This is a genomic window from Lacticaseibacillus sp. 866-1 (genome assembly GCF_016861825.1).
Classification (GTDB): domain Bacteria; phylum Bacillota; class Bacilli; order Lactobacillales; family Lactobacillaceae; genus Lacticaseibacillus.
Window position 1 is genome coordinate 12127 of the sequence record NZ_BOLU01000006.1, and the last position, 25913, is coordinate 38039.

At 57.3% G+C, this 25913-nt stretch carries 25 protein-coding genes and 1 riboswitch; of the genes, 24 read left to right on the top strand and 1 reads right to left on the bottom strand.

The features are described from left to right. The first annotated feature begins 143 nt into the window (after positions 1-143). The 14 genes from JUE30_RS03060 (at position 144) to thiT (ending at position 15360) form a co-directional block, all read left to right on the top strand. Positions 144-2786 (top strand): valine--tRNA ligase, encoded by a 2643-nt coding sequence (locus JUE30_RS03060; RefSeq protein ID WP_203623567.1) that lies wholly within the window; start codon positions 144-146, stop codon positions 2784-2786. Between the two features lie 224 nt (positions 2787-3010). Next, positions 3011-4366 carry a L,D-transpeptidase family protein gene (locus JUE30_RS03065; protein ID WP_203623568.1) on the top strand — a complete coding sequence of 452 codons (1356 nt, stop codon included), beginning with the start codon at positions 3011-3013 and terminating at the stop codon, positions 4364-4366. A gap of 79 nt (positions 4367-4445) precedes the next feature. Continuing rightward, the gene (locus JUE30_RS03070; RefSeq protein WP_203623569.1) at positions 4446-5735 is read left to right on the top strand and encodes a folylpolyglutamate synthase/dihydrofolate synthase family protein; all 1290 of its coding nucleotides are present in this window, start codon (positions 4446-4448) and stop codon (positions 5733-5735) included. Positions 5736-5778: 43 nt separating this feature from the next. Further along, positions 5779-6426 carry a DNA repair protein RadC gene (radC, locus tag JUE30_RS03075; protein WP_203623570.1) on the top strand — a complete coding sequence of 216 codons (648 nt, stop codon included), beginning with the start codon at positions 5779-5781 and terminating at the stop codon, positions 6424-6426. Between the two features lie 116 nt (positions 6427-6542). Continuing rightward, the gene (locus JUE30_RS03080) at positions 6543-7547 is read left to right on the top strand and encodes a rod shape-determining protein (RefSeq protein ID WP_125755556.1); all 1005 of its coding nucleotides are present in this window, start codon (positions 6543-6545) and stop codon (positions 7545-7547) included. An 88-nt stretch (positions 7548-7635) separates the two neighbouring features. Next, the gene (gene mreC, locus JUE30_RS03085) at positions 7636-8496 is read left to right on the top strand and encodes a rod shape-determining protein MreC (RefSeq protein WP_125755554.1); all 861 of its coding nucleotides are present in this window, start codon (positions 7636-7638) and stop codon (positions 8494-8496) included. A 1-nt stretch (position 8497) separates the two neighbouring features. Continuing rightward, positions 8498-9028 (top strand): rod shape-determining protein MreD, encoded by a 531-nt coding sequence (mreD, locus tag JUE30_RS03090; protein WP_125755552.1) that lies wholly within the window; start codon positions 8498-8500, stop codon positions 9026-9028. Positions 9029-9044: 16 nt separating this feature from the next. After that, positions 9045-9704, top strand: coding sequence for a septum site-determining protein MinC (locus JUE30_RS03095; RefSeq protein WP_203623571.1), 660 nt, complete (start codon positions 9045-9047; stop codon positions 9702-9704). Then, positions 9704-10501, top strand: coding sequence for a septum site-determining protein MinD (gene minD / locus JUE30_RS03100; RefSeq protein ID WP_203623572.1), 798 nt, complete (start codon positions 9704-9706; stop codon positions 10499-10501). The genes JUE30_RS03095 and minD overlap by 1 nt, the downstream gene beginning before the upstream one ends. 454 nt (positions 10502-10955) lie before the next feature. Next, a complete protein-coding gene (locus tag JUE30_RS03105; RefSeq protein ID WP_203623573.1) occupies positions 10956-11612 on the top strand; it encodes an amino acid ABC transporter permease in 657 nt (218 codons plus the stop codon). Positions 11613-11627: 15 nt separating this feature from the next. Further along, complete coding sequence (locus JUE30_RS03110; RefSeq protein WP_203623574.1) at positions 11628-12275, top strand: amino acid ABC transporter ATP-binding protein; 648 nt, start codon at positions 11628-11630, stop codon at positions 12273-12275. Beyond that, a complete protein-coding gene (locus JUE30_RS03115; protein WP_203623575.1) occupies positions 12265-13080 on the top strand; it encodes an amino acid ABC transporter substrate-binding protein in 816 nt (271 codons plus the stop codon). The genes JUE30_RS03110 and JUE30_RS03115 overlap by 11 nt, the downstream gene beginning before the upstream one ends. A 15-nt stretch (positions 13081-13095) precedes the next feature. Next, positions 13096-14529, top strand: coding sequence for a cardiolipin synthase (cls, locus tag JUE30_RS03120; protein WP_203623576.1), 1434 nt, complete (start codon positions 13096-13098; stop codon positions 14527-14529). A gap of 80 nt (positions 14530-14609) precedes the next feature. Then, positions 14610-14708, top strand: a riboswitch (TPP riboswitch). Between the two features lie 43 nt (positions 14709-14751). Next, entirely contained in the window at positions 14752-15360 is a 609-nt protein-coding gene (gene thiT / locus JUE30_RS03125) for an energy-coupled thiamine transporter ThiT (RefSeq protein ID WP_203623577.1), read from the top strand. Between the two features lie 55 nt (positions 15361-15415). Here the strand turns inward: thiT and JUE30_RS03130 are convergent, their stop codons facing one another. Further along, the gene (locus JUE30_RS03130) at positions 15416-15532 is read right to left on the bottom strand and encodes a DUF4044 domain-containing protein (protein ID WP_125755536.1); all 117 of its coding nucleotides are present in this window, start codon (positions 15530-15532) and stop codon (positions 15416-15418) included. Positions 15533-15669: 137 nt separating this feature from the next. On the opposite strand from JUE30_RS03130, the gene JUE30_RS03135 reads away from it, so the two are divergent. The 10 genes from JUE30_RS03135 (at position 15670) to ftsA (ending at position 25898) form a co-directional block, all read left to right on the top strand. Then, positions 15670-15990, top strand: coding sequence for a DUF3397 domain-containing protein (locus JUE30_RS03135; protein WP_203623578.1), 321 nt, complete (start codon positions 15670-15672; stop codon positions 15988-15990). Positions 15991-16178: 188 nt separating this feature from the next. Then, entirely contained in the window at positions 16179-16610 is a 432-nt protein-coding gene (gene mraZ / locus JUE30_RS03140; RefSeq protein ID WP_203623579.1) for a division/cell wall cluster transcriptional repressor MraZ, read from the top strand. Positions 16611-16615: 5 nt separating this feature from the next. Beyond that, complete coding sequence (rsmH, locus tag JUE30_RS03145) at positions 16616-17548, top strand: 16S rRNA (cytosine(1402)-N(4))-methyltransferase RsmH (RefSeq protein WP_203623580.1); 933 nt, start codon at positions 16616-16618, stop codon at positions 17546-17548. 13 nt (positions 17549-17561) lie between these two features. Next, positions 17562-17939, top strand: coding sequence for a cell division protein FtsL (locus JUE30_RS03150; protein ID WP_125755528.1), 378 nt, complete (start codon positions 17562-17564; stop codon positions 17937-17939). Positions 17940-17943: 4 nt separating this feature from the next. Then, entirely contained in the window at positions 17944-20106 is a 2163-nt protein-coding gene (locus JUE30_RS03155; RefSeq protein ID WP_203623581.1) for a penicillin-binding protein, read from the top strand. A gap of 20 nt (positions 20107-20126) precedes the next feature. Further along, complete coding sequence (gene mraY, locus JUE30_RS03160; protein WP_203623582.1) at positions 20127-21092, top strand: phospho-N-acetylmuramoyl-pentapeptide-transferase; 966 nt, start codon at positions 20127-20129, stop codon at positions 21090-21092. A 63-nt stretch (positions 21093-21155) separates the two neighbouring features. Continuing rightward, the gene (gene murD / locus JUE30_RS03165; RefSeq protein WP_203623583.1) at positions 21156-22526 is read left to right on the top strand and encodes a UDP-N-acetylmuramoyl-L-alanine--D-glutamate ligase; all 1371 of its coding nucleotides are present in this window, start codon (positions 21156-21158) and stop codon (positions 22524-22526) included. A gap of 3 nt (positions 22527-22529) precedes the next feature. Continuing rightward, a complete protein-coding gene (gene murG, locus JUE30_RS03170; protein WP_203623584.1) occupies positions 22530-23627 on the top strand; it encodes an undecaprenyldiphospho-muramoylpentapeptide beta-N-acetylglucosaminyltransferase in 1098 nt (365 codons plus the stop codon). Positions 23628-23652: 25 nt separating this feature from the next. Then, on the top strand, positions 23653-24477 hold the full coding sequence (locus JUE30_RS03175) for a cell division protein FtsQ/DivIB (RefSeq protein WP_203623585.1): 825 nt from the start codon (positions 23653-23655) through the stop codon (positions 24475-24477). Positions 24478-24596: 119 nt separating this feature from the next. After that, positions 24597-25898: a cell division protein FtsA gene (ftsA, locus tag JUE30_RS03180; protein ID WP_203623586.1), complete on the top strand. Its 1302-nt coding sequence runs from the start codon at positions 24597-24599 to the stop codon at positions 25896-25898. The last annotated feature ends 15 nt before the right edge of the window (positions 25899-25913 follow it).

The following is a 25913-nucleotide window of genomic DNA, read 5'->3' on the forward strand; positions in this document are numbered from 1 at the left end:
GCTTTTAGGGTGACAGCCAGCATAGCCTAACGCGTTGCCGCCGTTTTTTGGCGGCGGTGCGTTAGGCGTAGCTGGATGCTCACCCGTTGCCCGCCTGAGCGCAACTACCCGATCTCGGCATCGAAAACAACAGGAGGATCCTTATGAGTGAAGAATTAGCACCAAAATTCGACCCCAAAGCAGTCGAAGCCGGCCGCTATCAGAAGTGGCTGGACCAGGGCGTATTCAAACCAAACGGCGACAAGAAGGCCAAGCCGTACACGATCGTTATCCCGCCGCCGAACGTCACCGGCAAGCTGCACATGGGCCACGCCTGGGACACGACGCTGCAGGACATGATCATTCGCCAAAAGCGGATGCAGGGCTATGACACCTTGTACCTGCCGGGGATGGATCACGCCGGCATCGCGACGCAAGCCAAAGTCGAAGCCAAGCTGCGCGAGCAGGGGATTTCGCGCTACGACCTGGGCCGTGATAAGTTCATCCAGCAGGTTTGGGACTGGAAGGACGAGTACGCGGCAATTATTCACAAGCAGTGGGCCAAAATGGGCCTGTCATTGGACTATTCTCGCGAGCGGTTCACCCTTGATGACGGGTTGTCCAAGGCGGTTCGCAAGGTGTTCGTCGACCTTTACAACAAGGGCCTGATCTACCGCGGCGAGTACATTGTTAACTGGGATCCGCAGGCGCGCACGGCGTTGTCCGACATCGAGGTCATTCACCAAGACGACAAGGGTGCTTTTTACCACCTGATTTATCCCTTCGCCGATGGGACGAAGGGCGGCATTGAAATTGCCACCACCCGGCCGGAAACCATGTTTGGCGATACCGCCGTGGCCGTCAACAGCAAGGATCCGCGCTACAAAGACATGATTGGCAAAGAAGTCATCGTGCCGGGCGTCGGCCGAAAGATTCCAATCATCGCCGATGAGCACGCGGACATGGACTTTGGGACCGGGGCCGTTAAAATCACGCCGGCCCACGACCCCAACGACTTCCAGGTCGGCCTGCGCCATGACCTGCCGCGTATCAACTGCATGAATGACGACGGCACCATGAACGAAAACGCCGGCAAGTACCAGGGCATGGACCGCTTCGAGTGCCGCAAGACGCTCGTCAAGGATTTGCAGGACTCCGGTGACATCATTAAAATCGTGCCGATTGTCCACAGTGTCGGCCACTCCGAACGCACCGGCGTGCAGGTTGAAGCCCGCCTGTCCACCCAGTGGTTCGTCAAGATGAAGCCGCTCGCTGAAGCCGCCATCAAAAACCAGCAAGGCGCCGGCAAGGTCGACTTCGTGCCAGACCGCTTCGAACACACCTTCCTGAACTGGATGGCAAACATTCACGACTGGGTCATCTCCCGCCAGCTCTGGTGGGGTCACCGCATCCCGGCCTGGTACAACAAGAAGACCGGCGAGACTTACGTCGGCGAAGAAGACCCGAAGGACCCGGAAAACTGGGAACAGGATCCCGATGTTCTGGATACCTGGTTTTCCAGCGCCTTGTGGCCATTTTCCACGCTGGGCTGGCCGGACAAGGACGCGCCTGACTTCAAGCGCTACTACCCGACCAACACGCTGGTTACCGGCTACGACATCATTCCGTTTTGGGTTGCTCGCATGATTTTCCAAGGCCTTGAGTTCACCGGTCAGCGCCCGTTTGAGCACACCTTGATTCACGGCCTGATGCGCGACGAGCAGGGCCGCAAGATGAGCAAGTCCCTGGGTAACGGCATCGATCCGATGGACGTCATTGAAAAGTACGGCGCCGACGCGTTGCGCTGGTTCCTGACGCAGGGCAACAAGCCTGGCCAGGACGCCCGTTTCTCCTACACCCAGATGGACGCAGCCTGGAACTTCATCAACAAGATTTGGAACATGAGTCGCTTTGTGCTGATGAACCTGGGCGACACGAAAGCAGACGACGAGCCGGATCCAAGCACTTTCGACCTGTCGGACAAGTGGATTTTTGCCCGCCTGAACGACACAGTCGCTGAGGTGACGCGCCTGTTCGACCACTTTGAGTTTGGCGAAGCCGACCGCGCGCTGTACAACTTCATCTGGAATGAACTGGCCGACTGGTACATCGAAATGTCCAAGGAAGTCCTTTACGGCGACGATGAGACGATCAAGGCGCAAAAGCGGGTCAACCTGCGCTATGTGCTGGATCAGACCCTGCGCCTGCTGCAGCCGATCATGCCGTTTGTGACAGAAAAAATCTGGCTGACGATGCCCCACGACGGCGAGTCCCTGGTGACGGCGGCATACCCGACCACGCACCAAGAATTTGAAAATCCGGCTGCTGTCGCGCAGATGCAGGCCATCATTGAGCTGATTCGCGGTGTCCGCAACATTCGCGCCGAGGTCAACGCGCCGCTGGCCAGTCCGATCGACTTGATCATCAAGCTGCAGGACCCAAGTCTGGAGGCGGTCTTCAATGATAACCGCGACTTCATCGACCGGTTCGTTCACCTGAAGGCAATGACTGTGGGTACCGACGTCGAGGCCCCAGCCTTGGCCGGCAGCGCCGTCACGACCGGCGCGACGATCTATGTCCCGCTCAAGGAACTGATCGACTTGGATGAGGAAATCGCTAAGCTGCGAAAAGACGCCAAGAAGCTCGAGCAGGAGATAACGCGGGCCGACAAGAAGCTGAGCAATCAAGGTTTCTTGGCCAAGGCGCCGGAAGCAGTGATCACGGAACAGAAGGCCAAACGAACCGACTTTACGACGAAACTGGACGCGACCAACGCCCGCATCAAGGAACTGCAAGCGGCCAAATAATGGTCACGCTTAGGAAGAAGCTGCCGCGTGCAGCTTCTTTTTTTGGCTACCGTGGTATAAAAATAGTTTTTACTAAGAATTAAGCATTGGCAACGCTTGCCCGGACCCCAGCGGTTGTCAGGGGTGCTGGGGGCGGTATAATTGATTTGAAGGCTGATGGGCTAACTATTAGTCAGTGTGATATACTTTGCACACAAGCGATTTGACTATGGTAAGGAGCAGTTATGAAAAGAAAAAGTTGGTTGATTACCGCCGCAGTCGCCATTTTGGCCGTTGCTGGGATCGGTTACGGGGTCCGCAGTAACCATTACCAAGACCGGTTTTTACCGAAGACTGAGGCCTTGGGTGTCGACCTGAGCGGTAAAACCGTCAAACAGGCGGATGCGAAAATGAAGGCGCAGCTGGCCGACGTGAATTACCAGCTGAAGGACGGCGGCAAGACTGTGGCCACAGTGTCCGGGCAAACATTGGGCCTCAAGCGTGATTACACGACCATGCTGAATAAGCTATTATCCAAGCAGAATCCGTGGGGTTTTTCCGCGGTGGTGCTGGCGCAAAGCGATAAAACGGCTTTGGCCTCTAGCGCCGACAGCGCGGAGATCAAGCAGTACGCGAACGCCGAGGCAGCCAAGCTGAACGCGTCGCGGACCGCGCCGGTCGATGCCAAGGTCGTTTTGACGAATGACAGCTACAACATTGAGAAGGAAAAACCAGGTAACCAAATCGATGCCGCCAAGCTGGCCGAGGCGCTTGCCGGGGCGATTCAAGCTAACCGCCGCACGGTCGCTTTGAAGCAAACGTTCGCCCAGCCTAAGGCCAAGGCCAATGATCAAGCCCTGAAAGATGCTGTTAGCAAGCTGCAAGCAATGGGTGACATCAAGGCTGTCGTGACGGTCACAAACCATCAGGAGCAGATTTCAAGCGACCGGCTCAAATCGTGGCTGAGTTACTCTGACGGCAGCGTCCAGGTCGACCGCGGTGGTGTGGCCAAGTTTGTGTCTGAACTCGCCGACAAGTACAACACGTACAACAAGTCCCGCCAGTTTCATTCGACCAAGCAAGGAATCGTCACGGTGCCGGCTGGCACTTATGGTTGGAGCATTATGCAGAGCAAGGAAACCGATGCCCTGATTACCCTGATCAAAGCTGGCAAGGACTTCACCCAGCCGGTTCTGCACCAAGGTACCGGTTACCACGCTGATGGCACGGATATTGGCTCCACGTATCTAGAGGTCGACAGGGAAAATCAGCACGAATGGCTTTACCAAAATGGCAAAGTGGTGCTGGATTCCGCCGTTGTCACTGGCAAGCCGGCCACACCAACGCCGAGCGGGGTGTTCGCGGTGTGGTCGAAGCAGCGCAACGCTACCCTGGTAGGCGAGGATTATCGCACACCGGTGAACTATTGGATGCCGATCGATAATACTGGCGTCGGGTTACACGATGCCTCGTGGCAGCCAACTTTTGGCGGTACGTGGTATCAGCAGCACGGCTCGCACGGCTGCGTCAACCAGCCGCCGGCCTTCATGCCGAAGTTGTTTGCCGCTGTGGCGGTCGGCACCCCGGTCATCGTGATTTAAACGATCAATCAACGCGTTCAGGCCGTTTGGCTTGGGCGCGTTTTGTAGTAAGATTAAGGGCATTATTGGGGGCTTAGACATGAAAACTTACGATGAGACCGTTGCAGCGATCCATGCGCTGCCGCGGCTGGCCAAAACCGGCGGCCACGAGCGCATCTTGGCACTGCTTCACGCGCTGGGCGACCCGCAGCACGACCGCTACGTTCACGTGACCGGCACGAATGGCAAGGGCTCGACCGCATCGGGCATCGCGCACATCATGGAAGCCAGTGGGCTGAAAGTCGGGCTGTACACCTCGCCGTTCATCATGCGCTTTAATGAGCGCATTATGATCGATCACCAGCCGATCCCCGATGCCGATCTAGTGGCGGCTGCCGCGACCACAGACGCCGCGATGGCCAAACTGCGTGAAACTGATCCCGACTTTGGGGTGACCGAATTTGAGTACATCACGGCGCTAGCGTTTTGGTATTTTCACCAGCAGCAGGTGGACCTAGCGGTGATCGAGGTTGGCATCGGCGGTGATACGGATTCGACCAATGTCATCACGCCGGAGGTCTCAGTGATCACCAGCGTGGGGCTGGATCACGCCAAGCTTTTGGGCCACACCATCAAAAGCGTCGCCACGCACAAAGCTGGCATCATCAAGCCGCAGCGGCCGGTGGTGACGGCGGCGCTGCCGGCAGATGCGATGGCAGCAGTGAAAAAGCGCGTCGCCGAAACCGGCAGCCAGTGGCTGGTGGCCGGTCAGAACTTTGGCACCAGCCGCGCCGCGCTTGATGGCTGGGGGCAGCGCTTTGACTATCAGGCCGGTACGTTTCATCTCAGTCAGGTGTTCGTGCCGCTAGTGGGGGACTACCAGGTGCAAAATGCGGCGCTGGCGATCGCGGCCAGTCGCGTGGCCGCTAAGGCGATGAACTGGCCGCTTCAGCCCCAGGAGATTCGCCGCGGGCTGGCCAAAAACACCTGGCCGGCGCGCATGGAAAAGCTCAGCGACGACCCGCTGATTGTGATCGACGGTGGGCACAACCCGCAAGGCATCGCGGCCATGCTGAGCGCGGTCAAGCAGGTGTTTAACGATGAGCGGGTGACGCTTATCGTCGGCGTGCTGGCGGATAAGGACGTGGCCACCATCATCGCTGAGCTGGAAGCCAGCACGGCGCGGCTCTGGCTGGTCCCCGTGCCGGATAATCCGCGGGCCGAGGCCTTGGCAGACTACCCGGACGCCGGCAAGCTGCGCACTTTTGCCAGCTGGCAGGAGGCGCTGGCCGCCCACCTGGACGAGTTTCCAGATGAGCCGGTGGTGCTGACGGGCTCGCTTTACCTGGCCTCTGCTGTACGCCAAACGTTGCTCGGCAGTCAGCGCTAAAGGTTTAGATGGCGTAATCTCTCCTCAAAAAGGGGGAGTCAAGATGCAGCCAAGGGAATTGATTCAAGCGCACGGACCGCTTGCGCTATCGGATAAGGAACTGCTGGAAGTGTTGATTGGCAGCGGCAGCGGGCAGTACGACGTCGTCATGGTGGCAGAGGAAGTGCTGCGCCAGTACCCGGCCTTGACCGGGCTGAGTCTCGCCACCGCTGGTGACCTGCTGGCCGTACCGGGCATTGGTCCGACTAAGGCCGCCCGGCTGGTGGCCGGCCTCGAGTTGTCACGGCGCGTGCAGCAGCGGCAAACGCTGAGGTACGGCGAAGTACTGGACGCCCCGCAAATCGGTGCGGCGATGGTGCAGCGCCTGGCTGGGGCCACTGAGGAGCACCTGCTGGCGCTGATGCTGGACGTGCGCAACGCCATCATTCGCGAGGTGGAACTGGCCCACGGCGGGGTCGACAAGTCGATTGCTGATCCGCGTGTGGTGTTTCGCATGGCGCTGGCACTGAATGCGTCGCGGTTGATTCTGGTGCACAATCACCCCAGCGGCGATCATCTGCCCTCCGAGATGGACGTTGAGCTGACCGAGCGGTTTGCTGCTGCCGGGGCCCTGATTGGGGTGGCCTTGCTGGACCACATTGTGGTGGGCGGCGATCAGTTTTACTCGTTCAGCCAGGAACACCACCTCTAAGATTTATTAAATTATGGCGATGGAAGCGTGTGAATCGTGAGCGCAAGACCGGACGACGAGGTCTTTATGCTATAATGCAAGAGATTAGAAAATCGGACTTGTAAGGAGAGAACGTCTTGCTTGGATTAGGCTCAAAAAACATCGGGATCGACCTCGGTACCGCAAACACGCTCGTTTACGTTGACGGGAAGGGCATCGTCACGAACGAACCGTCAGTCGTGGCGAAAAACACACAAACAGGGGAAATCATTGCGGTGGGCGAGGAAGCCCGCGCAATGATCGGCCGCACCCCGGCTGACATCGACGCGATTCGGCCAATGAAAGACGGTGTGATCGCCGACTACGACACCACGGCAGCGATGCTGAAGTACTTCATGAACAAGGCGCTTGGCGGCAAGAACAACCACCCGCAGGTCATGATCTGCGTGCCCAGCGGCGTCACCGAAGTGGAAAAACGCGCGGTGATCGACGCGGCCAAGGTGGCAGGCGCCAAAGAGGCGTTTGTCATCGAGGAGCCATACGCGGCGGCCATTGGTGCGGGCTTGCCCGTCATGGATCCGACCGGCTCTATGGTCGTTGATATCGGCGGCGGCACGACCGACGTGGCCACCATTTCGCTCGGCGGCATTGTGTCGAGCCGCTCCATCCGGATGGCCGGCGACAAGGTCGACGAGGCAGTGGTAGCGTACATCCGCCAGAACTTCAACTTGCTGATTGGCGAGCGCACGGCGGAAGAGATCAAGATCGAGTTGGGCTGCGCTTCCATCGAGGAAGCCAAGAAGCTGGACGGCATGACCGTACGCGGGCGTGACCTGTTGACCGGTCTGCCGAAGACGCAGGATATCACGGCCGAAGACATCGCCAAAGCGATTCAGGAAACTGTCCAGGCGATCATTGAGGCCATTAAGGACACGCTGGAAGAGACCTCACCGGAAATCGCGGCAGACGTCATCGATCACGGCATTGTGCTGACTGGCGGCGGCGCGCAGCTGAAGTCGTTGGATGCCGTCATCTCCGACGCCACCAAGGTGCCTGTGTTTGTGGCGCAAGATCCACTGGAATGCGTCGCTATCGGTACCGGGGAATCCCTTAAGAACATCGATGTCCTGAAGAAACACTGATCCATGCAGGCAGCTGCAATCACCAGTGGCCGGTCCGCGAGTTTTATTGGGCCGGCTTTTTCATTGAGAAGACCAAAAGGAGCGACTCATGCAAAAGTTCTTTTCTAACAAAAAACTGATCGTCTTGATGGTCGCCTTGTTGGTCAGCGTGGGGCTGATGTTCACGTCCATGTCCGTGCGGAATAATAAGAACACGCCGCCCTTGGTACAGCAGATCGGCAACGATATTGTCGGCATCGGTGGGCGCATCGTTGCCGCGCCTGGCAACTTTATCAAAGGCGGGCTGGATGACGTCAATGACCTACTGAACACGTACCAGGAAAATCGCCTTCTCAAGGCGCAAGTGGCGGACCTGGCGCAGACCAAGGTCACCAACCAGACTTTGCAAAGTGAGAATCGGGCACTGAAAAAGCAGCTGAAGCTGAACGCCACCTTGACGGATTACGACCAGGTGCCGGCGACGGTCATGATGCGCAGCCCCAGCGACTGGCGCAACATTGTCGTGATCAACAAGGGCCAAGGCGCTGGCGTGGCTAAGGGCATGCCAGTGATGGCCGGCTCTGGGTTGGTTGGGCGCGTGGTCGAAGTGGAGAAGACCAATGCCAAGGTGGAAATGATGACCACGGACAACAAGTCCGCCGACCGGTTTGCGGCGCAGATCACCACCGGCGATGGCAGTATTGTCAACGGCGTGATCTCGAGTTATAACGCCGCCAAGAACCAGCTGGTGCTTGGTCAAGTCGATACCGAAGACAGCATCAAAAAAGGGCAGAAGGTCGTTACCTCTGGACTCGGTGGCAGCACGCCAAAAGGGCTGCTCATCGGGACGGTGGCGTCGGTCGCCAAGGATGATTTTGGCCTGGCCAACACGGTGTACGTCAAACCGGCCGCTAATTTCAACGACCTTTCCGTGGTGACGGTGATCGACCGCACCATCAAGGGTGAGTAACATGCTGAAAGACAAAAAGTTTACCAAGCACGGCTGGGTGCTGCTGCTTCTGCTGGTGACCTTGCTGTTGGACGGGGTCATCGCGCAGGTCTTTGCACAGTTTGTGATGTCGCCGACGTTCACCGGGGTCCCGCAGCTGACTTTGATCGCGCTGATCATGGCGACCCTGCTGCTGCCTGAAGAAGAATACATTGTGGCCATCGCGGCGGTGTTTGGCCTGATTTTTGACAGCTACTACACGGGCATGCTGGGGGTCAACGCGCTGCTGTGGCCGCTGCTGGTTTACGTGGTGCGGCAGCTCGGGCCAGTGGTGCCCAAGTCGCCGTTTTACATTGGGGCGCTGGTCGTGATCGTGCTGACGCTATTCACCCTGGCCAATTACGCGGTCAACCGCTTTTTGGGGTTCGCACAAGTCACCGCCACGACGCTGATCGCCAACCACCTCGGGCCGAGTCTCATCGTGAATCTGGTGATATTTGCGCTGGCGTATTTGCCTTTACGCCAGATATTGATAAACTTAAGGATAGATTAATATTGGGGGTGTACGCATGGAGGCAGTAACGCTGAAGGGCCGCCAAAGCGGGTTCGAGCTGCAGCTGGCATCAGAGGCTTCACTGGATGAGATCACAGCGGCTTTGACCACGCTGCTTGCGCGCGTGGCGGGGGACACGAAGGACCAGGAACATGTCGATTTTGTTCTGGAAACCGGTGATCGCCTGCTTAATGAGGACCAGGCCAAGGCAGTGCAGACGGTGTTTGACACTTATCCGCAGTTCGCCATCAAGACCATCCATGCGGCGGTGGCGGCAGTCGAGCCACTCCGGGCTGAATTCGCGGCGAAGGCAACCCATTTGGTCGGCGGCGTTCTGCGCTCCGGTCAGGAGGCGGACTACAGCGGCGATGTGCTGTTTTTGGGCGACCTGCACCGCGGCGCCACGCTGAAAACCACCGGCAACATCTTTGTGATGGGCCAGGTTGAAGGCCTGCTGATTGCCGGGACGTTGGGGGACCAAGAGGCCGTTATCGTTGGCGACATCAGCCGCGCCGCGCAGATTCGCATCGCTGACACCTTGGAGATCATCGATAAAAATTCCTACACCGCGCAGACGACGTCATACATTGACGACCTGCACGCACTGGTGCATGGTAAGGTGCCAGCACTGGCCAAGCTGCGGCCGAAACTGTTCCGGAAACTGGAGGAAATGTAATGGGTACTTCTTTGGTGGTCACCTCAGGCAAGGGCGGCGTCGGCAAAACCACGACGACGGCCAATATCGGCACGGCGCTTGCGCTGCAAGGCAAAAAAGTGTGTCTGATGGATCTGGATATCGGGCTGCGCAATTTGGATGTGGTCCTGGGCCTGTCCAACCGGATCATTTACGACATTGTTGACGTGGCCAGCGGCCGCGCCAAGGTGCATCAGGCGCTGATCAAGGACAAACGCTTTGACGACAAGCTGTACGTCTTGCCGGCGGCGCAAAACGCGGAAAAAGATTCGCTCGAGCCCGATCAGGTCAAGGCGATTGTCGACGAGCTGCGACCGGAATTCGATTATCTGATTTTGGACTCGCCAGCGGGCATTGAGCAAGGCTTCCGCAATGCCGTCGAAGGCGCGGACGGCGCAATCGTCGTCACGACCCCAGAGATTTCCGCGGTGTCAGATGCGGACCGCATCGTCGGGCTGCTTGAGCAGCGTGACATGGTGTACCCGCCGCGCCTGATCATCAACCGCATCCGCCAGCACATGATGGCCGATGGCCGGTCGATGGATATCGACGAGATCACGCAGCACCTGGGCATCGACTTGCTTGGCATCGTGGTCGATGATGATGGGGTGATCGCCAGCTCCAACAAAGGCGAAACCGTCGTAATGGACCCCGACGACTTAGCCAGCCAAGGCTACCGCAATATTGCGCGGCGGCTTTTGGGCGAGTCCGTGCCGCTGATGAACATCGAGCAGAAAAAAGTTGGCTTTTGGCACAGACTTTTTCAGCATCAGGGTTGACATTCATTTTGAAGCAGGTATTATAGCCTTAATCAATTAAAACGTTGAGTGGAAATGGTGAGAAGCTGATCAGCCAAGCGAGTCCGGAACGGTGAGAGCCGGACGTGATCATTCTTGCCTCACATCCACGAGTGCCTGATTGAACTCAGTAGGTCAGGCCGGTTGGGCTCGTTATCGCCGTGGTTGAAAAACGACATGAGACCTTCGCGGTGACGCGTTGGTGAGCATGAGGTGGTACCGCGGCATTCAAGTCGCCCTCATTCAGACATTAGTCTGAGTGGGGGCGTTTTGTTTTACCGCCAGTTCCATGTTTTTCAACCACGTGAGGACCAGTCGGTGACGGCTGGTCGAAATGAGGTGGCACCGCGCGGAAGCGTCCTCAAGCAATTGCTTGAGAACAATTCTGTGCGGTGTTTTTTTATTCAACGTTTGAAAACGCAAGGGAGGAATAATCATGAGTTACATTAATTCGATTTTGCCGGCGCTGCTGGCTGGGGTGAAAATGACGTTGGGGGTCTTCTTCCTGACGTTGATCGGGGCCATTCCGTTGGGCATGCTGGTGTCAGTTGGGCTGATTCAGCGCGGCAAAAACATCCTGGCCAAGGCTGGCAAGGCAATTCTTTCAGCCTACATCTGGGTGTTCCGTGGCACGCCGCTGCTGCTTCAGTTGATTTTCGTCTTCTACGGCCTGCCGCTGATCGGCATCGTGTTTGACCGCTTCTCAGCTGTCATTTTCACCTTCATCCTCAACTATGCGGCCTACTTCGCCGAGATTTACCGCGGCGGTTTCGGCGCGGTTGAGGAAGGCCAGTTCGAGGCCGCGACGGTGCTGAACATGACGCGCTGGCAGACGCTGCGCTACGTGGTGATTCCTCAGGTGCTGAAGATCGTGCTGCCGTCCATGGGCAACGAGGTCATCAACCTGGTCAAGGATTCCAGCTTAGTTTACGTCATCGGGCTTGGCGACCTGCTGCGGGCCGGCGAGGTTGCAACCTCTCGCGACGTGACGCTGGTGCCGTTGGTGCTGGTCGCCGTCATCTATCTGGTGATGACGCTGCTGCTCACGCTGCTGCAGCGCCGCGTCGAAAAGTCATTCAGCTACTACAAGTAGGCAGGGGGTAAGCATATGTTAGAGCTTAAAAATATTTCCAAACGCTTCGGCGATCAGGTCGTCCTGGACAACCTGGATGTCACGATTGAAGACCAGAAAACACTCGCGATCGTTGGCCCCAGCGGTGCCGGCAAGACCACGCTGCTGCGGATCATCGCGGGGCTAACCCCGGCCGACAGTGGCAGCTTCACCTACAACGGGCAAGCGACTTCTGCTGCTGAGCTCCGCAAGCAAGGCGTTATCGGCGTCGTGTTCCAGGGCTTTGAATTATTCCCGAACCTGTCTGTGCTGAAAAACATCACACTGGCGCCGACACTGCAAGGTGTCAGCGCGGCAACCGCGGAGAAGCACGCGCGCAACTTGATGGACCAGCTGGACCTGGAAGCGCAGGCCAACGCGTACCCGTACTCCCTGTCTGGCGGCCAAAAGCAGCGGGTGGCGATCGCTCGGGCGCTGGCGCTTGATCCCAAGATCCTGCTTTACGACGAACCGACTTCCGCCCTGGATCCTAACCTGCGCCAGTCCGTGGCTGATCTGATCGCCAGCGTCAAGCAGCAGGGGATGACACAGGTGGTCGTCACCCATGACATGGAATTCGCCAAGATGGTGGCAGACGCGACACTGACAGTGGCCAAGCAGGGGAGTGAGTCGAATGAAGCGTAAGTGGTTAACAATCCTGTTGACGCTGCTGGCTGGGTTCGCCTTGGTGCTTTCCGGTTACGCCCGCACCGAGCAGAAGAACTCCTGGCCGCGCATCAAACAGGATCAAAAAGTGGTCGTCGGCCTTGACGACAGTTTTGTCCCGATGGGTTTTCGCCAAAAGAACGGCACCGTCGCCGGCTACGACATCGACCTGGCACGGGCGCTGTTCAAGCTTTACGGTGTGAAGGTCAGCTTTCAGACGATTGACTGGTCCATGAAGGAAACCGAGCTGCGCAACCAAACTATCGACCTGATCTGGAACGGCTACACCGTGACGCCTGAGCGCCAAAAACAGGTGGCCTTTTCAACCGAGTACTTGAAGAATCACCAGGTGCTGGTCACAAAGCGCGCTGATAACATCAATTCGTTTGCCGACATGAAGGGCAAGGTCGTCGGCGCTCAAAGCGAAAGCAGCGGCGCCTCGGACATCGACGCTCAGCCGAAAAAGCTGAAGGACATCATTAAAAACCGCGAGCCGGTCCTGTACGACACCTTTGATAACGCCTTTTTGGATCTGAATGCCGGGCGGATTCAGGGCATCGTGATCGACCAGGTTTACGCCAACTACTACATTGCCCACCAAAAGGATCCAGGAGCCTACAAGGTCATCCAAGGCACCTATCCGGCGGAAGATTTTGCGGTCGGCATGCGAAAGAGTGATAATGAGCTGAGAGATCAAATCAATACCGGCCTGAAGACGCTCAAAGCAAACGGCACCCTGAAGAAGTTGAATGAGAAGTGGTTCGGGGTGGCTTCGGTCGATTAGCAGGGAGTTTCCATTATGTGGCTCACGACCATTGTCATCATTATTATCGTGATCAACGCAACCGCGGCCATCATCACCGTGTTCCGCCAGCCGCGGGACATTGCGGCGACTTGGGCGTGGTTGTTAGTGTTATTGCTGCTGCCGGTGATTGGCTTCATTTTGTACTGGTTCTTCGGCCGCAAGCTGGCCACCAACAAGCTGAACTCGCTGGCGACGCAGCAGCGCCTGGGCATCGACCAAATGGTGGCCTCGCAGCAAGAAGCCGTGACGGTCAGTCAGGAAAGCGGGGCGGCCTCGCCGTTTGCCGGCGCCCCTGAGCTGGTGCGGACCTTGCTGCAGGCAGACGGGGCCCTGATCACCACCATGAACCGGGTGCGGCTGCTTTTCAACCGTCAGGACTTTACCAAGGCGCTGTTTGCCGACCTGCGCACCGCGACGCACCACATTCACATTGAGGCCTACACCATTGAACCGGATGGGGTGGGCAAGGCGCTGGTCCAGCTGCTGACCCAAAAGGCTGAGCAGGGCGTGCGGGTCCGGGTGATCTATGACACCTTCGGCTCCCACCGCCTGAATCACGCTTTTTGGCGGCCGCTGGTGCAAGCCGGCGGGCAGGTCGAGCCATTCTTGGAAACGCGGCTGGGCCGGGCCAACTTGCGCATCAACTTCCGCAACCACCGCAAAATTACGGTGATCGATGGGCAGGTCGCGTACATGGGCGGCTTTGACATCGGCAGCACCAGTCGGAAGCTGGCAATCACCCGCGACACGCAGCTGCGCCTGACCGGTCAAGCCGTGGCGTCGCTTCAGGCCCGCTTCTTTATGGACTGGAACACCACGGCCAAGATCAAGAAGGTCCACTTCCAAAAGGCCTACTTCCCGGACCCTGCGGACAACGGCCGCACGACCATGCAAATCGTTGCCGGCGGCCCGGAGCAAAAGCTTGAGGCCATCAAGCTGGGCGACCTACGGCTGATGGCGCTGGCCAAGCACCGGATTTGGGTTCAGTCCCCATTTTTCGTGCCGGACGATTCGCTGCTTGACGCGTTGATTCTGGCGGCGCACTCCGGCATTGATGTGCGGCTGATGGTGCCGGTGCACACAAACCAGCCAATGATGGCCAAGGCCACAGAGTTCTACCTGAACCAGCTGGTCAAAGCCGGCGTGAAGGTCTACCGCTACCAGGCGGGGTTCCTGCACAGCAAGGCCATCATCGTTGACTCACAGTACTTGATGACCGGCTCGCCGAACCTGGATCTGCGCTCGTTCAAGCTCAATTTTGAAATTGCGGCGTTCATTTACGATCGCACGCTGGCCGAAATGGTGGAGCGCCAGTTCAAGCTCGACATGCAGCAGACCACCTTGTACACGTACACGATGGTCAAAAAACAGTCGCCGATGAGTCGGGTGGGGGCCGACTTGGCGCGGCTGTTTGCGCCAATCTTGTAAGCTTACTTTTTGACATTGAATTTCCGCTTGCTATAATGATAGTGCACAAGCAAAATTGTGCCTAAACAAAATAGTGGTGGGACCACGCAAAGGGGAGCCATTGGCTGAGAGTGGGCATTTGCCCAGACCCTTCGAACCTGTTCGCTAATACGAGCGTAGGAATTGCGGTGTCGAGAAATCGACCTTCTTTGTGGGGGATCCTGACCCAAAGGAGGATTTTTTATGTCTAAATCGAATTCACGTGTCTTGATTTTGGTGGAGATTGCGGTGATTGCCGCGTTTGCCATGGCGCTGGAGTACGTGCCGCACAAAACCGGCATTTCCAGTATTGAAATGTCTTACGGGGTGATTCCGATCACTGTGCTGGCGCTGCGGCGCGGCCTTGGCGCCGGGATGGCCGCGGGCCTGACCTGGGGTGTGTTGGATATCATGCTGATTGGCTTTGGCGAAGGGTCCGTCCTGAACCCGATCCAGGGCTTTCTGGAGTATCCAATCGCCTTTGCTGTCGCGGGGCTTGGCGGCTTGCTGTACGGTCGCTTCCAAGCGGCGCTGAAGGCGGGTAAGAACCGCGAGGCCCTGGGCCTGGCCTGGGGGGCTGGGTTGATTGGCGTCTTGGCGAAGTACTTCTGCCATTTCCTGGCCGGCTGGGTCTTCTGGGGGTCATACGCCCCTAAGGGCACGCCGGCGTGGCTGTACTCGCTGGTGATCAACGGCGGCTCGGCCGTCGCCACCGGCATCTTGACCGTGATCGTGGTGTCTGTCTTGATGACCACCGTCAAAAAGCCGCTGTTTGAATCCAAAGACGGCGGTCAGCTGTTGTCACAGCACTAATCCAAGCAAAAAAATAAGTGGGTCTGCAAATGCAGGCTCACTTTTTATAGTGCGGTTAGAAAACATTCATCGCGGATAACCCAACGACTAGGGCCCCAAGGATGGTGACGATCAGCATCGCCCAGGTGGCAATGTGGGTGACCCACCAGAATTTTGAGCGTTTTTCTTTCACCTTAATCACCACCTTTGACCAATTTGGTTGCGCGTTCTACTCGAGTAGTGTACCCGTTTTGCCCAGGCGCTTCAACCAAATTCTCGTGCCCGTACACGCAAAATCGGGTATAGTCTTAAGGGAAGGAAGTGATGAACATGCTGATCGGAATCATTTTACCGTTAGCGGGCCTGGCCTTATGGAGCGTCAGCCGGGCGCTGCAGTTTCATTCGCGCGTGCTGCCATTCCTGGTGGTCGCGCTGGACCTGCTGGGCGTGGCCAGCTTAGCCGCCGCCAAGGCCCCCAACACGATTTGGGTCGCGCTGTTCACCACCACTGCAATTGCGATTCTTTTGATTATCTATTTTCTGGCCCACGATTATGATTTGCTCTTTGCCCGTTATTTCACGACCTTGGGCCGAGTCCTCCTGTTGGCGGCCACATTCTGGTGGCTTGGGGCGATTTTGCTCTCACTTTAGGGCCTGGTCCCCACCATTTTTCCACCTGTCCCCACCCGCTGCAAACCGCAGTGGATGGGGATTTTTTTGTATACTCAGGGAATCGTGGGGTAGCTTTTCAAATTGTCAAGCAGAATTTGTGGGAGTTGGTGGTGAGGAGTGGGTGATTGTGGTAGACTGAATTTAACGTTGGAAAGGGGGCGTTGTCCATGCTGATGGGAGAATTTCATCACAGTATCGATGCAAAGGGCCGGTTGATCATTCCGGCTAAGTTCCGCACCGATCTCGGCAGTGATTTTGTGCTGACGCGCGGCATGGACGGCTGCCTGTTCGGCTATCCGATGGGTCAGTGGCAGAAGCTGCAGACCCAAATCGAGGCCTTACCTCTGACCAAAAAGGACGCCCGGACCTTTACGCGGTTCATGTACTCAGCCGCCACTGAGTGCGAGCTGGACAAGCAGGGCCGCGTCAACATTCCCAAACCTCTGATCCAGCACGCTGGGCTCGATAAGGCTTGCGTCTTGGTCGGGGTCTCCGACCGCATAGAAGTCTGGAGCGAAGAACGGTGGAACAGCTTCACCCAAAGCGCCGAGGACAGCTTCGATGATATTTCCGAAAATCTGACCGACTTTGGACTGTGAGCGCGATGACAGAATATACGCATGAAACCGTGTTATTAAAAGAGGCCACCGACAACTTGGCCATCAAGCCGGCCGGCACCTATGTCGATGCGACTTTAGGGCGCGGCGGCCACACCCGGCGAATCCTCAGCCAGCTGACGGTCGGCCAGCTTTACGCCTTCGATCAGGATCAGGCCGCCATCGACGCGGTCTCAGCGCAAGGGGTGCCGGTCAACCTGCACCTGCTTCACCGCAATTTCCGCGACTTGGATGAGGCGCTTTCGGCAGAAGGGGTCACTTCAGTCGACGGGATCTTGTATGACCTGGGCGTCTCCAGTCCGCAGTTCGACGATTCCAAGCGTGGCTTTTCCTACCGCTTCGATGCGCCGCTGGACATGCGCATGGATCAAAGCCAAGCCCTGTCAGCGCGGGTCGTCGTCAACGAGTGGTCGTATCAGGACCTGGTACGAATTTTCACCCGTTACGGCGAGGAGCGCTTCGCCAAGTCAATCGCCCGCAAGATTGAGCAGGCGCGAGCGAGCAAGCCAATTGACACCACGTTTGAGCTGGTCGATCTGATCAAGGCCGGCATTCCAGCCAAGGCGCGACGCACCGGCGGACATCCCGCCAAGAAGGTGTTCCAGGCAATCCGCATCGCTGTCAATGATGAGCTGGGGGCCCTGGAGGCCTCGCTCACCCAAGCGTTGCAGCTGGTCAAGCCGGGTGGGCGCATCAGTGTCATCACCTTTCAGTCCCTGGAGGACCGGCTGGTGAAGACCATGTTCAAGGAGCAGACGACAGTGCAAGACCTGCCGCAGGGCCTGCCGGTGATTCCGCCGGAAGCCAGGCCGCATTTCAAATTAATCAATCGCAAACCGATCCTCCCTAGCGAGGATGAACTGATTGCCAATCACCGTGCGCACAGCGCTAAGCTGCGGGTGGTTGAGCGGATATATTGAAGGGGTGCTCAAGATGGTCGATAACACAGCAAGACAGCTAGATATGCTGGAACCGCAACGGCGAGAGGCGCCGCAAGCCCGGCCCAAGGTTCAACCGGCAACGCAGCCGGCAACCAAGGTGGCATTTTCGCCGCTGGAGCGGTTGCTCAGCGTCGTATTGGGGCTGGTCGCCGTTGGGTTTTGCCTGTGCTATCTGACCGCTTCGATGCATCTGGCCAATCTGACGCGGACTTACCAGACCGTGCAAAACCAGGTGACCGTGCAAAAGCGGATCATTGCCGACGATAAGCAAACTGTCGGCGAACTGTCCAACTCGGATCGGCTCAACAGCTATGCCAGTGCTCACGGGTTTGCCGTGATCGAGGGTAATATCAAACATGCGGTGAAGTAGACTGATGAAGAAGAAAACGACTAAACGACAAATGCGCGCCCGGCACCCCGAGCGCAATCGGAAAGTGTTCGGGATTGTCCTGTTCGCGCTCACCCTGATTGCGCTGCTGGCGTTCGTTTGTCGTTTTGCGTACGTGGCGCTTGTCGGGTCGGTGGATTCCAAAAACCTGGCGGTGTATCGCGCCTCCCAGTATGCACGCAAAACGACCCTGCAGGCCAAACGCGGCAGTATTGTCGACCGCAACGGCCAGACAATCGCCGAGGACGCATCAACCTACACCATTTATGCGATTACCGATCAAAATTACACGCAAAACGGCAAGAAGCTTTACGTCAGCGACAAGGCCAAAACGGCAGCCGTGCTGGCCAAATATCTGCCGCTTTCTGAGGCCAAAATTTTGGCCTATTTGAGTCCCAAAAAGAAGACTTTCCAGGTCGAATTTGGCGCCGCTGGCACGGGGTTATCGTTGTCCATCCGTAAGGAGATCGAGGCAGAACACCTGCCGGGGATCCACTTCATTGACAGTCCCTCTCGGTTGTATCCGAACGGGGTATTTGCCAGCTACACGATTGGGCTGACTCAAACGAATGCAGCCAACAAGAATCAACCACTGGTCGGGGTCATGGGGCTGGAAAAAGAGTTCAATAAACAGCTGGCCGGCACTAACGGCTACCAGACAGCCCAGGTGGATAATTACGGCTACCGACTGCCTAAGGCCAAGGTACGGACTAAGGCAGCTAAAAATGGTGGCATGGTTAAGAGTACCCTGGATTCTTCTTTGCAGTCGTACCTGGAAACGCTGCTCGCCAGCGTTCAAACTAAGTACAAGCAGGCGTCAGTTACCGGGGTCGTCATGAACGCTAAATCCGGAGAAATCCTGGCGGCGAGCCAGCGGCCAACCTTTGATCCCAGCACGATGGAAGGGCTTGAGCCCGGCTCGTCTTGGCAAAACATGCTCGTGGAAGATACTTATGAACCCGGGTCAGTGATGAAGGTCTTCAACTTGGCAGGGGCGATTCAAAGTGGGACCTTTCAGCCGAACACCTACTATAATTCTAGCGGTGTGAAAGTCGAAAACACCACCATCCATGACTGGAACCACGTCGGTTTTGGCGAGATCCCATTTTCGCAGGCTCTGCCACGCTCCAGTAACGTCGGTTTTGTGCACATTGTGCAGCAGATGGGTGAAGCAAATCAGGCCAAGACCTTGAAAGACTTTGGATTTGGCCGGCCAACAGGGATCACGCTGCCGAATGAAGCTTCAGGCGGATACAGCCTGACCAACCCGGTTACCCGTGCCGTCATGGGTTATGGCCAAAGTATCAACGTGACGCAAATGCAGATCTTGCAAGCGGCGACCGCAATTGCCAACAAGGGCACGATGATCCAGCCGCGAGTCGTCACGCAGGTCACCGGTTCGAACGGGAAAGTGACCAACTACAAGCGTCAGGTAGTGGGTCACCCAATCTCCGCCGCCACCGCGAAAACGGTGCTAAACGAAATGCGTGACACTATTAACAAGCCATACGGCACCGGTGTGACATACAGAATTGCCGGCGCTGACGTGGCGGCCAAAACCGGGACGGCTAACATTGCCAACCCGAAAGGTGGTTATTTACCGGGTGAGACAAACCAGTTGCACAGTTTACTGGCTGTCGCCCCGGCAAATGATCCTCAATTTATTGTCTATTTAACCTTGAAGCAAAACAGTGCCATGACGACGCCGGCGGTCAGTGTTCTGAACACGATTTATCATCCGCTGATGACCAGACTGCTGGCGTTAAATGCGGGCAGCACCGTCACTGGGTCGTCCGAAACCTTGAGCGTGCCGGCAGTCACTAACGATCCACTGGATACTGCGACGGCAGCTCTGACCAAAAAAGGCCTGACCTCATCCGTGGTTGGGACCGGAAATCGCATCGTCCAGCAGCTGCCCGCAGCGGGCACACAGGCCTTACGCTCTGCCCGCGTGGTGCTTCTCACAAACGGCGCCATGACCATGCCAGACGTTTCTGGCTGGTCTAAGAGTGATGTGTTAAAATTGGCCCAGTTGACTGGCAAAAAATTTAAGTTACAAGGTGCTGGATACGCGTCAGCTCAGAGCCTGAAGGCGGGCAGCTTGCTTGGCGGTGACTCTGTGACCGTAACTTTTCAGAAAACTGACTAATTGACGAAGGTAGGAGACCAATGCAATTCACTGAGATGTTGATCCCGATGGTCGCGGCATTTGCGATTACCGTGATCTTGATGCCGCTGTTCATCGGATACATGCGGATGAAAAAAGAGGGCCAGACGATTCGCGAGGTCGGCCCGAAGTGGCACGAAAAGAAAAACGGGACGCCGACCATGGGCGGCACGGTTTTCATCTTTGCCATTGTGGTCGCCGCCATTTTTACCGGCTGGTGGCAGCACCAGCTGACCCTGAGTGTGTGGGCTGGGCTGTTCATCCTAGTCCTGTATGGGGCACTCGGGTTCTGGGACGATTTCATCAGCGTGGAACTTCACCGCAACATGGGGCTGAAAGCCTGGCAAAAGCTGCTGGGGCAGATTGTGGGCGGCGCGGTGTTTCTTGCCGTGTACTTTCATGAGGGGTTCCCGACCGTGCTGCCGCTGTTTGGCTACCAGCTGAATGTTGCGTGGGTCTTTGGCCTCTTTGCGATGTTCTGGCTGGTGGGCTTTTCCAATGCCGTCAACCTGTCTGACGGGTTGGACGGTCTGGTCGCCGGCCTGTCGATGATTGCCTTTGCCGCCTACGCGGTGCTGGCAGTGCACGACAAACGCACCGACGTCCTGATCTTGTGCCTGGTCACCATCGGCGCGATGCTCGGCTTCTTCCTTTTCAACCACAAGCCGGCCAAGGTCTTCATGGGCGACGCCGGCAGTTTGGCCCTCGGCGGGCTGATTGCCGTCATTGCGCTGCTGCTTGACCGGCCGTGGTCGCTGCTGCTGATTGGCATCGTGTTTGTCTGCGAAACCGCCAGTGTCATCCTGCAGGTCGGCTCATTCAAGCTGTTTCACCGGCGCATCTTCAAGATGGCGCCGATTCATCACCATTTTGAAATGCTCGGCTGGTCCGAGTGGAAAGTCGACACCGTGTTTTGGCTGGTCGGCCTGGTCGGGGCGGCGGCATATTTGGTGTTCGCGCTGGCCTAAGTCAAGCATCAAGCGTCACAAGCAAACCCGGCCAAAGCCGGGATATCTAGGGAGCGTAAGTGGTTGCTGAATAATTCAGAGTACAAGAACAAGAAAGTCTTGGTGTTGGGCCTTGCCAAAAGCGGGGTCAGTGCCGCGAAGTTGCTTCATCGCCTCGGCGCCTTAGTCACCGTCAACGATAAGGAGCAATTTGACGATAACAAGGATGCGCAAGCATTGCTGGACGAAGGGGTCACTGTGATCACTGGCAGCCATCCCGTCGAGCTGCTCGATGAGGGGTTCTCGCTGATGGTCAAAAATCCTGGGATTCCGTATTCCAATCCCATGGTGGTGCGGGCCCAAGAGCTGGGAATCCCTGTGATCACCGAACCCGAGCTGGCTTTTTCGGTGTCCGATTCGACATGGGTCGGCGTCACTGGCAGCAACGGCAAGACCACGACCACCACACTCATCGGCCTCATGCTCAACGAGCGCGAAGGCGCAGGTAAGGCTTATGACGCCGGCAACATCGGCATTCCGGTCACAGGTGTTGTGCAAAAAGCGGGCGCGGCAGACACCGTGGTGTGCGAGCTGTCCTCGTTCATGCTGGTGGGCATCCAAAAGCTTCACCCGCACATTGCCGTGCTCACCAACATTTATGAAGCACACCTGGACTGGCACGGCTCCCGAGCCAATTACGTCAAGGCCAAGATGCGCATCACGATGAACCAGACCAAGGACGACTTTTTCGTCATGAACTGGGACCTGCCGGAAATGCATGAGCTCGCCAAGCAGACCCGGGCGACTATCGTGCCGTTTTCACGCAAAGGGGCAGAAGGCGCCCGCGCCACGTTGACCGATGGTTGGCTGTGCTTTGACGGCGAGCAGATCATGAAGGCCGACGAGATGCAGATTCCTGGCGATCACAACATTGAAAACGCGCTGGCAGCCATTGCCGCGGCCAAGCTCAGCGGCACGCCAAATGCCGCCATTGTCGATGTCCTGCATCGCTTCACCGGGGTCAAGCACCGCATTCAGTACGTCGAGACCGTCGACGGGCGTAAGGTCTACAACGACAGTAAGGCCACAAACGTCGAGGCCAGTACGGTGGCCTTGAACGCGTTCAAGCAGCCCATTGTGCTGCTGGCCGGAGGGCTGGATCGGCACCTGCCGATGGATGACCTCCTGCCGCTGGTCAAGCAGCACGTTCGCGCGATGGTCACGTTTGGCGAAACCGCGCCCCTGATGGAGGCACTGGCCCAGCAGGCCGGCATTCCGTTTACCCGGACCGATAATGTCAAAACGGCCGTGCCGCTCGCCTTTGCGGCCAGTCAGCCAGGCGACGTGATCTTGCTGTCGCCGGCGGCCGCCAGCTGGGATCAGTACCCGAACTTTGAAGTGCGCGGCGATGAATTTATTGACGCAGTGACTCAGTACGCTGAGAAAAAGGGGTAAATTATGCGACTGATGATTTCAGGTGGCGGGACCGGCGGCCATATCTACCCGGCCCTGGCCTTGATTCAGCGGCTAAAAGAGCGCGACATGCTGGACGCTGTGATGTACGTGGGCACGGCCAGGGGGCTCGAGAGCCGCATCGTGCCCAACGCCAAGATTCCGTTTGAGACCCTGGAGCTTCAAGGGTTCAAGCGCAGTTTAAACTTTAACGGCATCAAGACAAATATCCGCACAGTGGAGAAGTTTGTGGGGTCACTGCGCAAGGCGACCCGCATGATCAAGGACTTCAAGCCCGATGTCGTGGTGGGCACTGGCGGCTATGTGTCCGCTGGCGTTTTGTACGCCGCGGCGCGCCACCACGTGCCGACCGTGATCCACGAGCAGAACTCCGTCGCCGGGGTTACCAACAAGTTTTTGGCTCACGCGGTCGACAAAATCGCCATCACATTTCCGGTCGTGGCGAGCGCCTTTCCCGCTAAAAAAGTCGTCATCACAGGTAACCCCCGGGCCCAACAAGTCGCCGGGCTCAAGCCGAATGACCGGCTGGCGGACTTTGGCCTCGACCCCCACAAGCGGACGCTGCTGATTTTTGGCGGCTCGCGCGGGGCACCGATGATCAACCAGGCGGCGGTCAATGCGCTGCCGACGTTTGGCAAGGCGGCTTTTCAGACGCTGTTTGTCACTGGCAATGCCAACTACGGCAAGATTTCTCACCAACTGCGTCAGGTTCCGGCAAACGTCAAGGTGGTCCCATACGTGGACGACATGCCGCAGATTCTGCCGGATGTCTCACTGGTGATTGGGCGCAGCGGGGCGACGAGCCTGGCAGAGCTGACAGCGCTGGGCTTGCCCAGCGTGCTGATCCCCAGCCCGAACGTCACGCATAATCACCAATTTGTCAACGCGAAGAGCCTGGCGGATGTCGGCGCGGCGATCGTCATCACGGAACCGGAGTTAGACAGTTCATTTGCCGGCCGCATCGTCGACCTGATGGAAGACGACACCCGGCTGACGCGCATGGCGCAAGCGGCAAAAAAAATGGGCACCCCGGACGCGGCTGATCAGCTGATCACTGTTTTGGAAAGTGTCCTGAAACACTAAGTAATCAGAGAAGGGAGGCCCACCGATGGCTTGGCGCAAACATGCACAGCAAAAAGATCCACTCACGCCATGGGAGGCATACCAGGCCAAACAAAAGCGCCGGCCCAAGGGCGAAGCCAAGCTGAAACTGCCAGGGGTGTCGGCAGTGCGCCGCCACAAGCGCGCGCGCAACTTAGTCTTGCTGTTGACCCCGCTGCTGGTGCTCCTGGCCTTTTTTGGTTACATGGTGTCACCTTTTTCCAAGGTGCAGGAGGTCTCGGTGGTCGGGACGGTCAATGTGCCGATTCAAAACGTGATCAATGCCAGTGGTCTGTCCGATCGGGTGCTGATCCCGCAAGTGCTCCGGACCAAAAAGCAGCTGGCGGCGCAAATCGAAAAGCGCCTGCCGCAGGTCAAACGCGCCTCGCTGGCCGTCAGCGCGGTCGATCACGTCACCATTCACGTGGTGGAGCACGAACCGATCGGCTACGTGGTCAAAAACAAGCAGTACCGCATGATTTTGGCCAACGGCACGATTATTGCCAGGGGCACCACGACACCGCTGGATAACTACCCCGTCTTTTCCGGCTTTTCCGATCAAGAGGCAGGCAAACTGGCCCAGACGTTGAGCCGCTTTCCGGCCGCCCTGCGACGCACGACTTCGGAAGTGACCGCCAGCCGCGGGGACGGCAACCCGTACCAGATCACCATGACGATGACCGACGGCAACACTGTCGTTGCCGATTCCCGGACAGTGGCAAAACAGATCAAGTTTTATCCTAGCATTATCGCCCAGGTGCAGGGGAAGGGCACCGTGGACCTGGAGGCTGGCGCGTTTTTTAAGCCCTACCAAAAGGCGGCAGCAAAATAAACGAAAAGTTGCGTTTCCCCCAGAAGACACCGCAAATCATAATGTGGTGTGGTAAACTAATTTCAGCGTTATATTTTCTCATTCTACTATAAAAAGGTTGGTAAGGAGGTTCCGGGTCCATGGGAAATCAAGACATTTATGTCGGGCTTGATATCGGGACCACCTCAATAAAAGTGATCGTGGCCGAGCGTGTTCAAGGCCAGTTAAACATTATTGGCGTGGGCAATTCACGTGCGCAAGGGTTATCTCGCGGCGTGATCGTGGATATTGATAAGGCGGCATCGGCGATTCGCCAGGCGGTGCAGCAAGCATCTGAAAAGGCCAGCATCGACATCACCGACGTGGTGGCCGGTGTGCCGGCAACCATGTTGCAAATTGAGACTGTCTCCGGCATGATTGCTGTGGGTGATCAGAGCAAGGAAATCACGGCAGACGATGTGAAAGCGGTAGCCTCTGCCGCGTTGGTGCGCAACCTGCCACCAGAGCGTGAGATTTTGTCTTTGACCCCAACAGAATTCATCGTTGACGGGTTCGATGACATCAAGGATCCACGTGGCATGATCGGGGTGCGCCTCGAACTGCGCGGCATCTTGTTCACTGTGCCGAAAACCGTGTTACATAACACGAAAAAGGCCATTGAAAAAGCCGGGCTGACCATCAGGCAGATCGTGGTTGCCCCGCTGGCCGAGGCCCGCGTGGCGCTGAGCGATGGCGAGGCAGACTTTGGCACCGTCCTGATCGACTTGGGCGGCGGCCAATCCACCGCGGCAGTCATTCACGATCACAAGTTGAAGCTGACCACCTTGGACCAAGAAGGCGGCGACTACATCACCAAAGACATTTCGGTGGTGCTGAACACCGGTTTGACTGATGCAGAAAAGCTGAAGCGCGATTACGGCAACGCGGACAGCCAAGCCGCACCGGAAGGCAACCAGTTCCCGGTTTCGGTGGTGGGTCAAACCGACCCTGTGATGGTCTCCGAGCATTATCTGTCGGAAATTATCGAAGCGCGGTTGACTCAGATCTTCACCCGGCTGAACGACGCGCTGGCTCAGTCCAACGCCTTGGACCTGCCTGGTGGGATTGTCCTGACCGGCGGCACGGCTGCCTTACCGGGCATCGAGCCGCTGGCCTCGGACATTTTCCAGCGCAACGTCAAACGCTACATTCCTGATCAAATGGGGATGCGGCACCCAGCCTTCACCTTGGCGCTGGGTCTGATCACGTACGCGGCGGAAATGACCGACATCGACATCCTGGTGTCCAGCGTGCTGCCGACGCCGACAACCAGTCAGATGACCGCGTCTTCGGATAGCCCAGTCACGAAAGTGCCAAGCAAACCAAGCAAGGCTGACCCGGACCCAGACAGCGAGAGGAAACCTTCTGCTTTGAAGCGCTTCTTCGGTAACTTCTTCGAATAAAACCTTTTTAAGGAG